Annotated in this window: 14 protein-coding genes; 5 read left to right on the top strand and 9 right to left on the bottom strand. The window is 42.6% G+C overall.

What is annotated here, in order from left to right:
• Positions 1–151 precede the first annotated feature (151 nt).
• Both IFO66_RS14990 and IFO66_RS14995 read right to left on the bottom strand, forming a co-directional pair.
• Positions 152–910, bottom strand: coding sequence for an aminoglycoside adenylyltransferase domain-containing protein (locus tag IFO66_RS14990; protein WP_225445795.1), 759 nt, complete (start codon positions 908–910; stop codon positions 152–154).
• Between the two features lie 69 nt (positions 911–979).
• Positions 980–1,576: a TetR/AcrR family transcriptional regulator gene (locus IFO66_RS14995; protein ID WP_192025940.1), complete on the bottom strand. Its 597-nt coding sequence runs from the start codon at positions 1,574–1,576 to the stop codon at positions 980–982.
• Positions 1,577–1,758: 182 nt separating this feature from the next.
• Here IFO66_RS14995 and IFO66_RS15000 point away from each other — a divergent pair, with 182 nt between their 5' ends.
• Positions 1,759–2,958, top strand: a complete 1,200-nt coding sequence (locus IFO66_RS15000) for an MFS transporter (protein ID WP_192025941.1) — start codon at positions 1,759–1,761, stop codon at positions 2,956–2,958.
• 277 nt (positions 2,959–3,235) lie between these two features.
• On the opposite strand, the gene IFO66_RS15005 is transcribed toward IFO66_RS15000, so the two are convergent.
• Genes IFO66_RS15005 through IFO66_RS15025 form a run of 5 tightly spaced genes read right to left on the bottom strand, consistent with a single transcriptional unit; the run spans position 3,236 to position 7,074 of the window.
• Complete coding sequence (locus tag IFO66_RS15005; RefSeq protein WP_225445796.1) at positions 3,236–4,279, bottom strand: sensor histidine kinase; 1,044 nt, start codon at positions 4,277–4,279, stop codon at positions 3,236–3,238.
• Between the two features lie 25 nt (positions 4,280–4,304).
• Complete coding sequence (locus IFO66_RS15010; RefSeq protein WP_192025943.1) at positions 4,305–4,994, bottom strand: response regulator; 690 nt, start codon at positions 4,992–4,994, stop codon at positions 4,305–4,307.
• 20 nt (positions 4,995–5,014) lie between these two features.
• On the bottom strand, positions 5,015–5,605 hold the full coding sequence (locus IFO66_RS15015; RefSeq protein WP_225445797.1) for a TlpA disulfide reductase family protein: 591 nt from the start codon (positions 5,603–5,605) through the stop codon (positions 5,015–5,017).
• Positions 5,606–5,626: 21 nt separating this feature from the next.
• Positions 5,627–6,337, bottom strand: a complete 711-nt coding sequence (locus IFO66_RS15020) for a cytochrome c biogenesis CcdA family protein (RefSeq protein ID WP_192025944.1) — start codon at positions 6,335–6,337, stop codon at positions 5,627–5,629.
• Between the two features lie 44 nt (positions 6,338–6,381).
• The gene (locus IFO66_RS15025) at positions 6,382–7,074 is read right to left on the bottom strand and encodes a hypothetical protein (protein ID WP_192025945.1); all 693 of its coding nucleotides are present in this window, start codon (positions 7,072–7,074) and stop codon (positions 6,382–6,384) included.
• A gap of 298 nt (positions 7,075–7,372) precedes the next feature.
• Between IFO66_RS15025 and IFO66_RS15030 the strand changes: the two genes are divergently transcribed.
• The 3 genes from IFO66_RS15030 to IFO66_RS15040 all read left to right on the top strand — a co-directional run bounded on the left by IFO66_RS15030 (position 7,373) and on the right by IFO66_RS15040 (position 9,112).
• A complete protein-coding gene (locus IFO66_RS15030; RefSeq protein ID WP_028594447.1) occupies positions 7,373–7,573 on the top strand; it encodes a cold-shock protein in 201 nt (66 codons plus the stop codon).
• Between the two features lie 182 nt (positions 7,574–7,755).
• Positions 7,756–8,574 (top strand): protein-glutamine gamma-glutamyltransferase, encoded by an 819-nt coding sequence (locus IFO66_RS15035; RefSeq protein ID WP_192025946.1) that lies wholly within the window; start codon positions 7,756–7,758, stop codon positions 8,572–8,574.
• 166 nt (positions 8,575–8,740) lie between these two features.
• Complete coding sequence (locus tag IFO66_RS15040; protein ID WP_192025947.1) at positions 8,741–9,112, top strand: hypothetical protein; 372 nt, start codon at positions 8,741–8,743, stop codon at positions 9,110–9,112.
• A 119-nt stretch (positions 9,113–9,231) separates the two neighbouring features.
• Here the strand turns inward: IFO66_RS15040 and IFO66_RS15045 are convergent, their stop codons facing one another.
• Positions 9,232–10,431, bottom strand: coding sequence for an epoxide hydrolase family protein (locus IFO66_RS15045; protein WP_192025948.1), 1,200 nt, complete (start codon positions 10,429–10,431; stop codon positions 9,232–9,234).
• Between the two features lie 332 nt (positions 10,432–10,763).
• On the opposite strand from IFO66_RS15045, the gene IFO66_RS15050 reads away from it, so the two are divergent.
• Complete coding sequence (locus tag IFO66_RS15050) at positions 10,764–11,318, top strand: CGNR zinc finger domain-containing protein (RefSeq protein WP_192025949.1); 555 nt, start codon at positions 10,764–10,766, stop codon at positions 11,316–11,318.
• Between the two features lie 166 nt (positions 11,319–11,484).
• Here the strand turns inward: IFO66_RS15050 and IFO66_RS15055 are convergent, their stop codons facing one another.
• Positions 11,485–16,818, bottom strand: coding sequence for a SpaA isopeptide-forming pilin-related protein (locus IFO66_RS15055; RefSeq protein WP_192025950.1), 5,334 nt, complete (start codon positions 16,816–16,818; stop codon positions 11,485–11,487).
• Positions 16,819–16,873: the final 55 nt, after the last annotated feature.

A 16,873-nucleotide genomic window follows, 5' to 3' on the forward strand; every position in this document is an offset into this window, starting at 1 on the left:
GGCTGAGAAGTTTACTTACTCGTTATGTAGAACTTTGTTAACCTTTTGGAACCGCCGTATGCGGACCCGCATGTACGGTGGTGTGAGAGGACGGGGGCTAGGCGCCCCCTCCTACTCGATTGTATAGGTAGGAGTCTGATAGGATAAGCAATTAAATGAAACGTTTTATCTCATGCAACATCGTTTGAGCAAAATCAGACAAAGGCTGATCTTCGTAATTAATGTTTGCAGCAGAGCCAGTGTATTCCCCTAAGCATTTTTTTATTAAATCATGATATTGAATTGGTAGCGAAGTAATGCCCCATTCTCCACCTTCCTTCTTGGAGCAAATTATATCTTCTCTTAAATAATGCAGAACTCTACACAAATTTAGCGTGATGTACATCGTATTATGCAAAATATCAGCATTCGCATTCTCGATATCATAAAGTATAGACGCTAAATAGTACTGTTTTTCAATAGGCTCGTACAACTCATTCAATGGTTTACCGTATAACGCCAATCCTCGATGATAGGCAACAACGAGTTGGGAGGCAAGATCATAATCTTCATATCCTCCACATAGATAACTTGTATCTGAATGATATCTTTCTTTATGAAAGTCAGAGTAATGAAATTCGCAAGGGGTAGGATATACAAACTGAGCCAAGTAGGACTCCAAAATAACATGAAATTCGAGGCCTCTCGCATTTGGCATCTCGTTGTGCAAGTTTAATGCAATTTTTGCAATATTGAGTCCGTTGACCGAAGTTAGACGATCTTTAATAACGACGATGAAATCAACATCGCTTTTATGGGGGTTAAAGCAGCCCATAGATAGTGATCCATGTAAGTAAATGCCTAGCAAGTTTTCTTTAAGTTCTTCCTTGAAGTGAGCTACAATTTTGTCTAAATATATTTGAGTATCCAAGTATATTCCGCCTTTAAAAGTTTTGAAGGACACCATTGTAGGTGTCCTTTTTACATGAATGTAACGTAACTAATCTTTCTTCACTAGCAAACCATTCAATACAATGGAAACGCTCTGCATAGCCTTGGCCAATTCGGCGTCAGGATTGTCAGAATTAGCGATCCAAAAGGCGCTGTCCATAAGTCCTCCATTTAACATTCTTGCCAATGCTTCATGATCGGTGGTTATAATGACTTGGTCGATCATCAATTTCTGTAGTGTATTTGCCATCGTGGCTAGGCAGTGAGACTGAGAAGATTGCGCATAGGCATTGCCGAGTACAGATGGCGCATCTCTAAGCACAATGCGTTGTATTTCTGGTTCAAGTGCCATAGCGAGATAGGCCTGACAGCGCTCAACGAAACCTTCCCACATTCCTGCGGCTGCATCTGAAATGTGCCCTAAACGAATATCCATTTCCCCGTCAATTTGTTTGACTACGGCTTCTAACAGCCCTTTTTTGTCCCCGAAGTGATGATAAAGTGCCCCTCGTGTCAGACCGACTGAAGCTGTGAAATCATCCATCGATGTTTGAGCATAGCCAATTGTGCCAAACGCCTCTCTTGCGGCACTAACTAATTTGGTGCGCGTTTCCGCAATCATCTCTGAACGTGCTTTACGAGCCATTTATTCACCTGCTTACCTAAGTTGATAATTGAAATTACTAAATTGCACATTGACATACGTAGCGTATGTATTTATATTAATTCACATACGTGGCGTATGTCAAATGATTCGAGTTTCATCATAGAGAGGAGTTAGAGGAATGAGTATTGTTTTTCTAGTTGGTTCCTATTTGGGGGTGCATCATGGCTAATCCATACCGTGAACTATTCGATGCCCCTGGTACAAAGGGCTTCTCTGCGGCGGGATTTATCGCCCGTATGCCCATATCGATGATGGGAATTGGCATTGTTACGATGCTGTCTCAACTGCGAGGTGAGTATTGGTTGGCTGGTGCTGTAGCAGCGACTTTTGCGTTAGCAACTGCGTTGATAGCTCCTCAAATTTCTCGTCTTGTAGACCGGTTGGGACAATCTCGTGTACTGCTGCCAGCTGCAGGCTTCAGTGTAACATCGGTTATTTTGCTGTTGCTGTGCACGAGATATGAAGCGCCGGATTGGACACTCTTCCTATTTGCGCTACTAGCGGGATGTATGCCGAATATGTCAGCTATGGTTCGGGCGCGTTGGGCTGAGTTGTATAGGGGTTCCCAAAAGTTAAATACCGCGTTTTCTTTTGAATCCGTTATTGACGAATTATGTTTTATTGTCGGCCCCATTATATCGGTTGGGCTTAGTGTCATGATGTTTCCCGAAGCGGGTCCACTGGTCTCATGCGTATTTCTGGCGATAGGTGTATTGCTGTTTACGATGCAGAAAAGTACAGAACCCGCTGTACATCCACTTAGTATGAACAACACAGGAACGGTTATTAAAATTAGATCACTTCAAGTGCTAGTATTAACGCTTATTGCTATTGGGACTATTTTTGGTACGGTCGATGTAGTAAGTGTTGCTTTTGCAGAACATGAGGGGAATACGGTAGCCGCAAGCTTTGTGCTCTCTGTATACGCGATAGGTTCTTGCTTGGCAGGACTCATTTATGGCACGCTTCGGTTGAATATACCGCTACAACGCCAATTTTTGTGGGCAGTGACCTTATCGATGGTCACGATGTTTCCATTATTGCTTGTAGATAGTATAGGAAAATTGGCGGTAGCCGTTTTTTTTGCTGGAATATCCGTGGCTCCTACCATGATTATTACGATGGGGTTGGTGGAGAAAATAGTACCCGAATCTCAGGTAACAGAAGGGATGACTTGGGCGATTACTGGCTTGGGCATTGGCGTGTCTCTAGGTTCAGCTGCTGCAGGAGGGATTGTGGATGGCTTGGGGGCTCGAACGGGGTTTGTCGTAGCTATTGCAGCGGGAATGGCTGCAGTGGCAATCGCGCTGGTTGGTTATAAGATACTGCGTTCCGCATATCTCAGCTCAAGAGAAAGTTAATAGTGTTCCTTACTCAGCTCAGCCCTTGCTTCCTGGTCAGGTGCAATTCGGGCATTTAGATTCTGGAGGAGATGTAGATGGGCATTCTTATTTCAATAATTCGAACGATTTACAAGCATCGGCTATATCCGCTGCATTTCCTTCAGATTAGAGAGTACCTTATGAGGTGCTCTCTTTTGTATGAATGAGCGGAATAGAACTTAAAAGGACCGATCTTTTTAAGCAACCAGTCCTTGCACGGAATACTGATGATGTTGTAAATGCCTCGTAAAAGGCATTACTGTAATGGCACTGTAAACCAAAAGGAATGCTCATTTCCTTCCGAGTGTAATCCTGTTTTACCACCCTGCTGTTCTACAATTTCCTTAACCAAAGACAACCCTAATCCTGATCCACCCGTATCTCTGCTGCGAGACGAATCCAGTCGGTAGAATCGTTCAAAGATAAGAGATGTTTGTTCATCTGGGATAGGTTGACCTATATTGGTGACTATAATTTGATAATCGGTATGGGCGTCGTTCAACTTCCCTTCAATTGTAACCCAGCCCCCCTGATCGTATTGAAGCACATTAGTCAAAAGATTATACAGCACTTGTATGAGCCCATCCTCATCTCCGAACACTCGCGCAGATTCCGTATCGTATTGAAGAGAGATGCCTCTATCTTTAAATTGTAGTGCAAAGTGATCGATGCAGGATTCAATTACTTTATGAATAGGAAGTACCTTTTTCTCTTGCTCATTAGAAATTTTCTTAGCTTGCCATACATTTAACTGGTGCAGTTGCTCAACTAAACGGGTTATGCGGATCGATTCTTCATGAAGAGACTCATACATCTCTTTGCTGCCTTGAATAATTCCTGTGCTTAAAGCTTCCAAATAGCCATTAATATTCGTCAAAGGTGTACGCAGCTCATGGGCAATATCGGACAGCATTTTTTTTCTAAGCTCATCCACCTGTCGCAATCGCAGACTTAAATGATTAAAGTCTTCCGTTAATTGACCAATTTCGTCACGTATTTGAACGGATAATGGTTCAGGCATCTCGCCTTGGGCCAGTTGTCGCGTAGCATCACTCAACTTTTTCAGAGGAAGAAGAAGTTTTTTAACAAAATAGAAATGGAACACGCCTGCAATGACAACGGCCAACAGACTGGCCTTGATTAAGAAAGCTTGCATCGTTTGAGTAAAGGCAATGCTGTCTTCTGGACTTACAGAAGGATAGTTGGAAAATAATAGGCAGGCATAGTCTTTTACCGAAACACCAGCTAGCCAGATAGCGATACCAATGACGGCTACATTGATAATAATTAATTTCCACATGACATTGATCCGTATGGGATTATGTTTAAAAGGCAACAAAGCGATACCCCATTCCCCGGATGGTTTCAATGAGTTCGCTATCCCCATCCCACTTTAGTTTTTCTCTCAGCTTGCCAATATGCACATCAATCGTTCTTTCGATAACGACCTTTTCATTATTGGGATATAGTTCATTAATGATTTGTTCTCTTGTCAAAATATGATTCGGATGTGTCATCAAAAAATGCAAAAGGCGAAACTCATGTTGTGTCAGCAAAATGGGCTCTCCGTTGTAGTGGACTTCTCCTCGTAATGTTTTGATCGTGAGACCACGGTATGTGATTTTGCTACAGCGTTGGCCCGTTCTCCTTAGAACAGATTCTACGCGGGCAACCAATTCAGCTGGACTGAATGGCTTCGTAACATAATCATCGGCCCCAGATTTCAAACCCTCGATCCGATTATGTTCAGCTACTTTCGCGGTTAACATAATGATAGGAACTTGTTCTTTTAAATCTGCCCGAATACTTCGGCAGACTTCCTCTCCGCTAACTTTGGGAAGCATTAAATCCAGAATGACGAGGCAAGGATCGTGCTTTTTAAAGAGTTCGAGGGCTTCCTCCCCATCTCCAGCTTCATATACTTCATACCCTTCCTTTTGAAGATAAAGGACGATGAGCTTACGAATCTTAAAGTCGTCCTCTACCACCAATATCCCTGTCCCCATTGCAGTCATTCTGAATACCTCCAACCTCACTAATTTATTTCAGTAATCATCTTTTCCATCATTTCATAATGCATCGGTCCTGTAATCTTCTGTTGAACAATTCCATTAGAATCAATGACATAACTTGTCGGAAGCATATAGGATTGATAAATGAAGGCTATTTCACTTTTAGGGTCTAATACAACGGGGAATGTAATCCCCATTTCATCTAAAAATGTAGGAATGCTATCTACATTCTTCTCCGTTTGCGTCATATTTACAGCTAGAATAGTTACATTTTCATCTTTGTATTTCTCGTAAATTTTTTGCATATCTGGCATCTCAACTTTACAAGGTGGACACCATGTTGCCCACATATTTAAGATTACCTTTTTTCCTCTATAATCGGAAAGCTTGATGCTTTCGCCTTCTAATGTCTTGAGCTCAAAGTCGGGGGCAAGGTTACCCTGGTTAATGCCTACTTCAAGTGAAGACTCATCCACTTTATTTTTAGCCTGCTCCGTGTTTGCTAGGCTTTCTTGCTTCATATTGTTTTTCTTGATTGTATCGTAGATACCCCATGAAACTAATCCGAACAGGATGGCGATAATGAATATATTCTTCTTCATCGATGTTTTCATAGTATAGTTATCCTTTCTAGCTTAAAGAATTGGCGGCGCCATAGCGGCGAGCCAAGCACTTAGTTTTTGTAGTTGTCCGGTAAATAGCAGCAAGCCCAGTACGATTAGAATCCATCCATTTATGAGCGACAGCCGAGGAAGTAGCTTGTTTACCTTTTTCATCACTTTAAAAGATTTGGTCAACAGGAATGAGATCAGTAGAAAGGGAATTCCTAAGCCTAATGAATAAAAAAGCAAAAGGAGGATTCCGCTGGACATCGTTTCTGTAGATCCTGCAAGGATTAGGATTGAAGATAATGCCAGTCCGACACAAGGTGTCCAGCCGGTTCCAAATGCCAGCCCTACGATAAATGAATTCCAGCTTCCTTTAGAACCTTTGGCTTCCCACCTCTTTTGAAACATAAGAAAACGAAGGTTTAAGAGCCCTGCTGTTTGTAGGCCGAACATAATAATGAGCAGTCCGCTGACTTTTTCAATGATTCCTCGATTTGCAGCGAAAACTTGTCCAATTACACTAGCGGAAGCACCCATTGTCATAAATACGATAGTAAAACCTAGAATAAAGAAGATGGAGCGCATAAACAGTGTTCTTTTGGAAATAATTAATTTATCCCCGCTCACATAGGAGCCTGTCAAATTGGCCACATAGGCAGGCAAAAGCGGGAAAATACAAGGCGAAAGGAAAGAGAGCATGCCTGCTGCGATAGCAAATAAAATTGAGATATCATCCATTTATATATCCTCCAGCCAAATAATTCGGTTACGAGAGAGCGATATTACTTAGAAACATGAAAGTCGCTCTTCATTTTGAAGTTCTGTAAAAATAAGCAGCTCAGTGCAAGAATGAAAAAAATAAGCTGTTCTATGGATAATCCCATAAACACGGCTGCCCGATTATCTTGTAGAAAGGCACTGAGTATTTGGCCGATACTGAACCAAACAATAAGCTGGTACATTTCAAAGGGTTGTCTGAAGTTCTCTTTTTTGATGTCCAGCCACATGAGTAGTGCGAACGTTATAACAAAAGGAATGAGATCCGACACAATCGATTGTGTCGTGCTGCTGAACAAGAGCTGGAACAGAGCTTCCATCAGTTTATAGGTTAAAAAGCCAGTTGTTACTGTTGCCATATAGACCCAACCTGAAATTTCTCGTTTTTTCGATTTCATGATGAGGAAGATAAGGGCCACGATAGCTGCCAGCCATATTCCGCGTTCGCCTCCGTTAAAATAAAGCAGGTAGTAAGGATTGTTGAAAATTTGAATAGGGTTAAAAATAACCACACTGAATTTCCATACGAGTAAACTCCAAAATGAAACGTTAGTAATATCATCTAGAACAGGAGTATTTACTTCATTCATGTCTTTCAACCAATACTTCATGGCGGTGTAAGCAGCTAGTGCAGAAAGGGCAAAAGCGATATACGAGTACTTAATAATGAATGGGCCCCAAAAGATAGCATCTTGCATCTTTTCCCTCCTTGTAATATTATGTACTTGCAACATTACAACCTGATTGTTAAGTTTCGTTAAACTTGAACAGGCTAAGAACATAAAATTTTACGATTTTGTGGTCTTTTATTTAATTCCAATATCTATTTTCGCGGAGATGTGTTATGATAAGAATAATGATATAGAGACCCAAACGAATTCACATAACGTAGAGGGCTATTGATACTTTAATAACCTTGTACAGTATGTGGATTTTTATTTTTTGCATAAAGAATAAGAATGTCATATAACATTTAATTAAAGGTGGTACTTATCAATGGAACAAGGTATCGTAAAATGGTTTAACGCAGAAAAAGGTTTCGGTTTCATCGAAGTTGAAGGCGGAAACGATGTATTCGTACACTTCAGCGCAATCACAGGCGACGGCTTCAAGTCTTTGGACGAAGGTCAACGCGTAGAGTTCAACATCGTACAAGGCAACCGTGGTCCACAAGCTGAGAACGTTGTTAAGCTTTAATTTTTAAAGATGAAAGAGCTCTGAACTTCGGTTCAGAGCTCTTTTATTTGCTCATTGCTCATCCTCCCATCAACATGGTAATTCCATTCGCGGTCTCCGATACGGTGTAATGCTTGAATCGTTGCACCAACCTCACAGCAGACACATACAATAGCCTAAATCAAAAATCATGGGGGATAACGATGATTCTGATTCATGGTGTTAGTGCTGAACAAATCAATATGCTGCCTTTATCTTTCTTAGAAAGAAGTATATTGAACAAGAAACAAAACAGCCCTGTCGTTTATCGTTACGATTCCCTTGGTGCTCTCCATTTTGAACTAAAGACAAGAGCTAGTATTGTGGAAGCCGCCAAAGCCCTGGATGCTAGTGGGGTAGACTTTGCTGACTTCGATCAATCGCGATGCAATGAGCAATTTTGGAATCGCATGGAAAATGGGGGGTTCCAACTGCGGAGCGATGTACTGCCTTCTGATGGAATTAACGATATTTTCCGAAATGGCAAACGCTACGCATTCGAATGCTCGATGGCAATCGTGATGGTGTTATATAAGGGCATATTAGATGTACTTCCGAAGCAAACCTTTAATAGACATTTTCAGGATATTATTTTATATGGCTGGCATTATGACAGGGATTTGCCATTGCGGAAAATAGAAAGTGGTCTAGAGGTTTACTCTGGCGATGTCCAATATTTTAAAAATCCGGACTATGATCCTGAAACACCGGAGTGGCAGGGAGAAAATGTGGTTGTGCTTGCTGATAATTTGTATTTTGGGCATGGTATCGGAATCCGAACATCGAGAGGGATAATCGATGCCTTGAATAAAGCAAGACGACCATTTAGCTACACTTCAGCTTACCTCATGGATGAAGTCGTTATTTTGGAATATGAACTGCTTCGAACGCTTCCGCTGAGGGAAGAGCGCACAGAAGCGGATATCGAAGATGTAGTTATTGCTCATATTGGAATAAGGAAATATAGTTATCAGAACAGTTAGTTTGAAGTATGGGTATCGTGAAGTTTCATATAACCTATGTACCTTCAAGTGCGTCATGGCGGCGTACTTGAAGGCTTTTTATTTTCTGAAATACAGGCAATTGTCCATAACTTTACCTTATTCCGGTCATCTACTGTAGGAGTAGGAAAGGAAAGGTGAGTTAGGAATGGTGAAATACTCAACTGGCATTTTACGTAAGGGACCAAGGACCAATTATGCTTTGGTAGATGTGGTGAACGTAAATACTCGCCATAGTCGAAGCGTGACGGTTCAGGTGTTTGATTGGTCGGACGGAAATCCTGTTCCGCTAAAGCTCGTTCCGTATAGCCTGAGAACCTGCAGGATTAGAGTTGGTCCTAATAAATCAGTGTATGTGTACGCAGATGTATCCAAAGTTAAATTTAAGTACGAGGTTCGCATCACACAATCAGATGCGCGTGATTTGATTTCTAACGTAACAGGCGTTACGAAAGTAACCTTTGCTCCACAGTCAGGAGACACCGTGCTTCAGCATAATTTGGTGAGAATTTCATCATAAAGGTAAAGGTTGGTTGGAGCTAGTATCTAGACGGGGTAAATTCAGTTTTCAGTAACAAACCAAACACAGCAGAAACGGGCGTAGATTTATATGCTGTGTTTGGACTGTCCTTACATCAACTACGAATGTGTATTGACGTGTTGGGTATCATAGTTGTAATCGCCCATTTGCCTCAACTTGCTAAAAAACGTTCGTATTTTCTCCGCTAGCAATCTTGGTTGTTCAGCCGCTACAAAATGTCCTCCTGTATTCAGCTCCTCCCAACTCATAAGGTTAGGAAACATTCGCTCCACGTATTCTCTTGGAGGACGTTCATGTGCTTGTGTTGCGGTCAGAGCAACACCAAGCGGTACTTGAGAAATATCATGCTCATCTGGCCATTTCGTATGTTTGCCTTCAAAATAAAAACGATTGGACGCATTCATCGTTTGGGTGAACCAATACAAAGACACATTTGCCAGCAAGCTTTCCTTGCTAACATGGTGCTCTAGATTTACGCTCTGTGGTCCTGTCCACAAGTGCCATTTCTCTAAAATAAATGCAGCGAGCCCCACAGGTGAATCATGGAGTGAGTAGGCTAATGTTTGTGGCTTTGTTCCAAGTATATGCGCATAACCACCTTCTTCGTTATACCACTGCTTGCAGCAGTCGAGGTACTTTTGCTCCGCCTCAGATAGAGCGGCATCTTTTGCTATATAAGGGCTTGGGTTGCCCGGGGAAGTGGTGTGATAGCCGATTACGTGTTCAGGATAGTCCAAGCAAAGTAAGCCTAGAATGCTCGCTCCAAGATCATAGCCATGTGCAGCAAACTTGTTGTAGCCCAATCCGTGCATTAACTTTACAAGGATATCTGCTGCCTGCCGATCCTCAAACCCAGATGATCCAGGAATGTCTGAGAATCCATGCCCCGGAATCGAAGGGATGACCACATCAAAGGAATCCTCGGGATTGCCGCCATACCGTTCAGGATTAGTCAGGTAAGGGATGAGATCTAGCATTTCGTAAAAGGTGCTTGGCCAACCATGAGAAATCAAGATCGGCATCGGATTATGACCGTTTCCACGAACATGGACATAGTGTATTTCAAGCCCATCAATCGTCATTTTGAAATTAGGATACGAGTTGATTTTGGATTCCACTTTACGCCAGTCGAACTCATGTCTCCAATAGCTGACCATTTCTTTCACCCAATTCAATGGAATGCCGTATTCCCACTGAGAGTTAGGAATTTCATCTGGCCACCGAGTTAGATCTAACCGTTGATGAAGATAGTCAATTTCTTTGCGATCAATGTTTACGGTAAAAGGTGTACTAATCATAGATGACACTCCTTATCCATATGAGGTTGTGAATGATAAGAAAATCTGATACTTCTGAAATCGAAATACATAGACCAATGAAGCTGAAAATTAGGATGAATACTGTGATAATTGAGGGTACTCTGATAAACTTTTGTTACATAGATTCGTAAGATTGCTTGTGTAATTGCTGCCGTTAGGATGAGGAGATGCTTCTAGTTGTTGGGGGCATGTTGGAGATCGTTCATTCATTTAAAGGTTATTATATGACTGTTTAAATTATTTTACTGGTTAATTAACCGTTAAAACTATTTTATTGGTTAATGTTAGGCTAGTCAATAGGGGTGTTGACGATGAGTACGGCGTATATAGAACTTGAGATACTCGCGGATTTTTTTAATACATACGATAGAAGGACGCGCTTTGAAGGGGATGTTGGAGAAGAGCATCTGCAGCATTCACAGCACTTATATGCTTGGTTGCTTGAGCATCAACTGATTGATGAACAGGATGAAGTGACGGAGCAGGTGCTGGAGCGGGCTTTGGAATTGAGAATGGAAGCTAGGAAAATGATCGTAAACAATGAGTTCGATCACGCAGAGGATGGGTGGGAAGCTGTGAATGAGCTGATGAATCAATTTGCGTTTACGATTCGTTTTCGTGATGATTCGGCACAGCTGCATCCTGCTCACCATGATGGAATGAATGGGGTAGCAAGATTGGTCGGGCTTATATTTGAGCTAAAAAGAAACCAGATGTGGCATCGAATTCGAGTATGTTCGGCTCCGGACTGTCAGTGGGTATTTGTAGACCATTCACGTCCGGGAACGGGGAGATGGTGCACGATGAAGGCCTGTGGCAATCGCGCGAAAAATAAGGCATACCGTGCTCGTAACAAGCAATTGTAGGATGAGCATGACCGGTGCACTGCCAGCGAGCTGACTCCATACTTTTTACTTCAACAAGTTCACGCACTACCTATGGAAACTTGAAATTTTATGCTATTTTCGTTACAAAATAAAGGAAAACCGCCTGCTATGTATATTAGCAGGCGGTTGTTTTATGGAATGAATATTATGATTTCAGCCATTTCTTGCGTGTTACTAGCAATGCAGCACCGAGCAGCATCAATATAAAGCCTGCTAGTTGCATAGGCAGGGAGCTTTCTTCCCCTGTCTTAGGTAGTACATGGTTAGAAGATTTATCTTTTGTTTTGTCAGGTGTTTCGTTCTTACTCGAGCCACCATCGGAAGGGTGATCAGTACTGCCATTCGAACCACTATCCGGAGGATTGATAGTACCATTATCCGACCCACCGTCAGAAGGATTGTCAGTGCCGTTATCCGACCCACCGTCGGCAGGATTGTCAGTGCCGTTATCTGACCCACCGTCAGAAGGGTTGTCAGTGCCGTTATCTGACCCACCGTCAGAAGGGTTGTCAGTGCCGTTATCTGACCCACCGTCAGAAGGGTTGTCAGTACCGTTATCCGTACCACCATCAGGAGGATTGTCCTTATCGTTGTCCGAACCACCATCTGGTTGTTCTGGCGTCTCTTCACCGCCATCTACTGGTGGAATAATAATTGGCGGCTGTGGTGGAACAGGTTTGCGTTTGTTCTCCACTGTTACAACTGTCTCTTGTTCAGAAACAATTGTGAACTCCGTAAGTTTTTGCTCAATGAGATAGCCTTCTGGTGCTTTAACCTCTTCGATAAAATAGTTCCCCGGTTTAAGCGTCGGAATCATCAATTGCCCGTTCTTGTCTGTAGACATGAGTGCGAGCGGTTGTCCCGCTAAGTCTGTTACTGGTTGTTGATTCGCATCCAGTAATCTGAATTGCGCGTCCCCGAGTGTAACCGTCGGCTTGCCTGTCTCAATCTTAATGAGCTTCAACGAACCTGTAAGTGGTTCGAATTTATTTTCTACCGACACAACGGTTTCTTTTTCGCTTACGATAGTGAACTCGGTTAATTTGTTCTCGATGAGATAGCCTTTTGGCGCAATCACTTCTTCGGCAAAATACTTGCCAGGCTTAAGAGTAGGAATCTTGATTATTCCATCTGCATCGGTTGTCATCAACGGAAGCGGCTTACCAGCCTTATCGATAACTGGCTGCTGATTCTCATCCAGAATTCTGAACTGAGCGTCCGCGAGTGTAACCGTTGGCTTGCCCGTTTCAATCTTGATAAGCTTCAACGAACCTGGAAGCGGTTCAGGCTTGTTCTCGATCTTGAGAAGTGTTTCTTTCTCGCTAACGATAACGAACTCGGTTAACGTCTGCTCAATAAGATAGCCGTCAGGTGCTTTCACTTCTTCCACAAAGTACTTACCTGCCTTCAGGGCAGGAACAGTAAGTTCTCCGTTAGTACCCGTTGTCATAAGTGGAAGTGGCTTACCAGCCTTATCGGTAACTGGCTGTTGATGCTCATCTAACAACTGGAATTGAGCACCTGCAAGTGTAACGGATGGCTTACCTGTTTCGATCTTGATGAGCTTCAGTGAACCTGGAAGTGGCTCACGCATATTTTCTACTGTGACCACCGTTTCTTTGTCGCTCACAACATGGAACTCAGTCAATTTTTGAACGATGAGATAGCCTTTAGGAGCTACAACTTCTTCAGCAAAATATTTGCCTGGCTGTAGAGCAGGAATAATAAGCTGCCCATTTGTACTCGTCGTCATCAACGGAAGCGGCTTACCAGCCTTATCCGTAACGGGCTGTTGATGCTCGTCCAGCAATCTGAACTGAGCGCCAGCAAGTGTAACGGTTGGCTTACCCGTTTCAATCTTGATCAATTTCAAGGAACCTGGCGATTTGTTATTTTCGAAAGTGAACGTTAGCATCTGTTCGTCCACAATATTGAATTTCAATGGTGTTGGATCTAGAACATATCCAACTGGTGCTTTCGTTTCTACTAGCTGATAGCTTCCTACAGGGAGATTGCCGATAGGGAGTCTTCCAGATTGAGCAGTCGTTAATCCACTGCGTAGGGCCTTGCCCGTACGATCTTGCAGCTGGAATACAGCACCAGCAATTGTCTTGCTAGTATCGCTCGCATCGACTTTCGTCAATTCAACAGAGCCCCTGATCTGCTTATTTCTAGCTGTTAATGTCTTAGATTTTTGTTGATTGGAGTCAATGGTAAATTTGATTGGTGTGTTATCAAGCTTATAGCCTGTTGGTGCCGCAACTTCAATGAGTTGATAGTTACCTGGCTTCAGGCCATTCACAGCAATCTTACCCTTAACTGTCTTCAAATTCGTATGGCCAGCTACATCTTGATAGCTACCGCTGCCATCGTCTGCTTGAAGCTTGAACACAGCGCCATCTAGAAGCTTCGTAGGTGCGTCAGCATCAACTTTCGTCAATACAACTCCCCACTCATCTTTCGTATTAGGTACTGTAACTGGCACCAATGCATTGTTTACTTGAACGATCTTTCCTTTACCCGTATATTGTGCATGCAAGACATATCCAGTCGGGGCTTCTAACTCTTTAATGATATATTCGTTGTATTTAAAGTTGGTAAAGGTAGCTTCGCCATTCGCATCCGTGACTACTTCTTGCAGCAGCATGCTGCCGCTCTTATCATAGAGACCGAACTTAGCGCCAGCTAGTGGCTGCTTCGTAATTTTGTCTTCTTTAAGGATTTTAATATTTCCTTTTTGAACAATCGAACCGCCGCCGCCAGCTCCGGAGAAACTGACTTCGACTTCACCGTTATTGTCTTCATTTACGGTTCCTGTCGATTGTCCTTTAAAGGAAACCTTATTTGTAATTTTTTCTTTGTTACCCGCATTAATAAAGGAGGTGTACTCTAGCAGATAAGCTGTTTCGATATCCTTGTTAAACGTAAGCGACAGTGTATTGCCCTTGGCAGCAAGGGTATAGTCTGCAGAATTTACCGCACTTCCTTTACGAACTGTTCCGTCTGTTCCTACAGTGTAGTGATACAGCTTAATCGTATCTGGCAGTAGAATCTGATTCGTCGAAAGCGTATCTGTCAGCGTGGAGCCTGCCGTAATAAAGGACTGGCTGCGGTTAATATGCACTTGCCAATAAGCAAATTCGGAATTAGCACCTGTCCCTTGCTTGCCGTTCTTGAATACATATTCCTTGTTATGCTTAGGTGTTACCGTAGCTGTTTTTTCAAAAAGATTTTTGGTTGGGTTGGCCCCATCATGTAATATAGCATGGTTACTGTATGAACCTTCAACAGCAAGCCCTTTAAGGCTTGTCTTATACGTAATACGGTAAGCAGAATTGATCGGCTGGTTGAATCGAAGCTCAAAGCCTTGATCACCAGCTGCATTCTTCACCGTATCATCAAATGAATATTCCGAAGGCGGTACGAGTGCTCCTGGTGTAACCGTATTTTGATTACCGGACAGTGTCAGGTGCTGCACTTTGAATGAATCTTTTAAGAACGTTTGCTTACCTTTATAGTAATCGCGAAGTACAGGGTCGTTAATGGTGTGGAGGTTGTAGTTAATATCAATCGTCCACGTAATTTCTTTTGTTGCTGCATCATAAACGCCTGTCTTGTTGCCATTATCCTGTGTGTAGCTGTCAGGCGTAACGGTAGCCGTCTTCGTAATTGAAGGTTGGGCAACGCCGTTCTCTTCCCAATTCAAAGTAGCTTTGTTCGAGTATAGCGACTTGTTGGCAGTCGGATCGAACTTTGTTCGATATGTGATTTCATGTTTCTCTGTAATATTGACTAGGAAGGTGAGCTTAAAGCCTTCCGAGTATTGCGGGTGGGGTTCGACTTTATAGTCGACATCCTTCTTCAAACCTGAAACCGCAAAGCTGTCAGCAATGAATGCCATATTTTGACCTTTAATGTTGTCTGTAATGACAACATTGTCCATACGCTTTTTGTCAGCATTTAGCTCAAGCTTCCATCCAATTGTCTTATCCGCATAGTTAGTACCTACCGCAGATTTATGGAAGATGGCTTGAGTGAGCGTTTCTCCCACCGTAATGTTGTCTTTATTGTCGGGAATTATAACCTTGTTCGTAATGCTCACATCTTGGTGCACGCGATTGATGGCTTCCGTTTTGTATTTGATTTCATAGGCATGCTCAATATCTTTAAGGAACTTCACCGTAAATCCGTGACTAACTGTGTCATCGATGACATAGTCCGTTCCTGCGACGAGCGGGGCGCCAACTTGTTTCGCTGTGCCGTTGTCATCAATAATCATCTGCGTGACGATGACATCGCCTGTTCGCTTCATCTTCGTCTTGTCAAAATGATCTTCGATATATGCTTTCGCTTGGCCGATACGCTGTTCGTTATAGTTGTATTGAATAGACCAATTAACGGATTGTGTATCACGATCATACTTTAGCTTTTGTTTGCCAAGTGGTTTGCTGTACTTTACCTCTACAGTCGTTGTTCCCACTAGCGACTTAGTCAGATTTGTGCCCGTAACTGTTGCCTGATTCTTATAAAAGGCATCTACGGTTCCGTCAATTTTCGTCGTATACGTTACGCGGTAAGCATTATGTATATCCCCTAACGGCAGTTCGAATCCATCTGCTGTTTGTTGTGGAGTAATGCCTGGAATTGGATTTGTCTCTGGATGGAGCGTACCATCCAGCTTAACATCCACTTTGTACAAACGAATGGAACCTAAGTCGATCGTAAGACCAGCGGGTAGCTTATCTGTGAATACAGCTTGATCGATCTTTTGCTCACCAGTATTAATATCGACGATCCAGTTAATTTCGCTAGCATTCATGCCTTTGTTGGCTTTGCCTTGCTTGTTCATATTCCCATTGTCTTTACCTTTGAAATGAACAGGGATAATGATGGAATCCGCTTCGAATACGAATTCAATATTTTGATGCGTCCCACCTGTAAACTTGTCTTTGTTGAAATATCTCCATACAAAGAAGTCACCTTCTATCTCCTGACCGCCTTTAATGAGGTCGTTAAAGGTGAAGGTTACTTTTCCTTCTGGTGTTACGACATACGTTCCGACTTTACCGTCCAATTGACCTTCTAATTTACGGTCTACTTTGAACTTGTCTGGAAGTTGGAACGTAAAAGTGGAACCATTCCCGTATGGATGACCTGCAGGGAGCTTCCAAGTTAAATCGACCTGTACTTTTTCATCTAGGTTAGGTCTGACTTGGGTAATATTATTCCCTTTCTCATCGGTGATGGTTACAGAGGTGATGATGTTCGTAGAAATAACACCATAGGTACTGCCTGTGACACTAGTATTGTTGCCGTAGGTTGCATTCGAGACCGATTGATTGGAATGACTGCTTATCGGGAATAGGGGAGTACCCTGCCCTGAGTTTGCAACGACTAGTGAAGGAGGCAGCACAAGATTCACCAGAATTGAGATGACCAGTAGGCCACAGAAAAACGTTCTAGTGTTGTACTTATGCATAGATTCTCTCCTTCTCCTGTGTAGTATTTTATATGAAATTGATCAGAGGATTGGT

The organism is Paenibacillus arenosi (assembly GCF_014841135.1).
Classification (GTDB): domain Bacteria; phylum Bacillota; class Bacilli; order Paenibacillales; family Paenibacillaceae; genus Paenibacillus_B; species Paenibacillus_B arenosi.